This window comes from Mycobacterium sp. KBS0706, assembly GCF_005938675.2.
Classification (GTDB): domain Bacteria; phylum Pseudomonadota; class Alphaproteobacteria; order DSM-16000; family Inquilinaceae; genus Inquilinus.
Genome location: NZ_VCCH02000277.1, coordinates 1 through 1,285, shown reverse-complemented (window position 1 = coordinate 1,285; position 1,285 = coordinate 1). Strand labels below are relative to the sequence as shown.

Here is a 1,285-nt window from a genome sequence, read left to right as displayed (position 1 = left end):
CCGACCGAGACCGAGGCGGAGAAGGCGTCGCTGAACTACGTCAAGCTCGACGGCAACATCGGCTGCATGGTCAACGGCGCCGGCCTGGCGATGGCGACCATGGACATCATCAAGCTGGAGGGCGGCGAGCCGGCCAACTTCCTGGATGTCGGCGGCGGCGCCACGCGCGAGCGGGTGACCACGGCGTTCAAGCTGATCCTGTCGGACCCGAATGTCGAAGGCATCCTGGTCAACATCTTCGGCGGCATCATGCGCTGCGACGTGATCGCCGAGGGCGTGATCGAGGCGGCGCGGGAAGTCTCCTTGCACGTGCCCTTGGTGGTGCGTCTGGAAGGCACCAATGTCGAGCGCGGCAAGCAGATCCTGGCCGAGAGCGGGCTGCCGATCCTGTCGGCCGACGACCTCGGCGACGCCGCAGTGAAGATCGTCCGTGCCGTGAAGGAGGCCGCGTGATGGCCGTGCTCGTCGACAAGAACACCAAGGTGATCTGCCAGGGCTTCACCGGGGCCCAGGGCACCTTCCATTCCGAGCAGGCGATCGCCTACGGCACCCGCATGGTCGGCGGCGTCACCCCGGGCAAGGGCGGGACCAAGCATCTCGACCTGCCGGTGTTCGACACCGTGGCCCAGGCGGTGGACCAGACCGGCGCCAACGCCAGCGTGATCTATGTGCCGCCGCCGTTTGCCGCGGATGCGATCCTGGAGGCGATCGACGCGGAGATCCCGCTGGTGGTGTGCATCACCGAGGGCATCCCGGTCCTGGACATGGTCAAGGTCAAGCGGGCGCTGGCCGGATCGGCCACCCGGCTGATCGGTCCGAACTGCCCGGGGGTGATCACGCCGGGCGAGTGCAAGATCGGCATCATGCCGGGGCACATCCACCGCCGCGGCAAGATCGGCATCGTCAGCCGGTCGGGCACGCTGACCTATGAGGCGGTGGCGCAGACCACGGCGGCGGGGCTGGGCCAGACCACCTGCATCGGCATCGGCGGCGACCCGGTGAACGGGACCAACTTCGTCGACGCGCTGGAGCTTTTCCTCGGCGACCCGGAGACCGAGGGCATCATCATGATCGGCGAGATCGGCGGCGACGCCGAGGTGATGGGTGCCGAGTTCCTGAAGGCCAGCGGCACCACCAAGCCGGTGGTCGGCTTCATCGCCGGCCGCACCGCGCCCCCGGGCCGCCGCATGGGCCATGCCGGCGCCGTGATCTCCGGCGGCCATGACACCGCCGACCACAAGATCGAGGCGCTGAAGGCCGCCGGCATCGCCGTCGCCGACTCCCC

General features: G+C 69.0%; 1 protein-coding gene and 1 pseudogene. Both read left to right on the top strand.

The features are described 5' to 3' along the window. A pseudogene (sucC, locus tag FFK22_RS41800) lies at positions 1-453 on the top strand (succinate--CoA ligase subunit beta); the annotation flags it as partial. Beyond that, the coding region (gene sucD, locus FFK22_RS41795) for a succinate--CoA ligase subunit alpha (protein ID WP_143957002.1) at positions 453-1,285 on the top strand (833 nt) is incomplete at its 3' end. The pseudogene sucC and the gene sucD, both read left to right, overlap by 1 nt.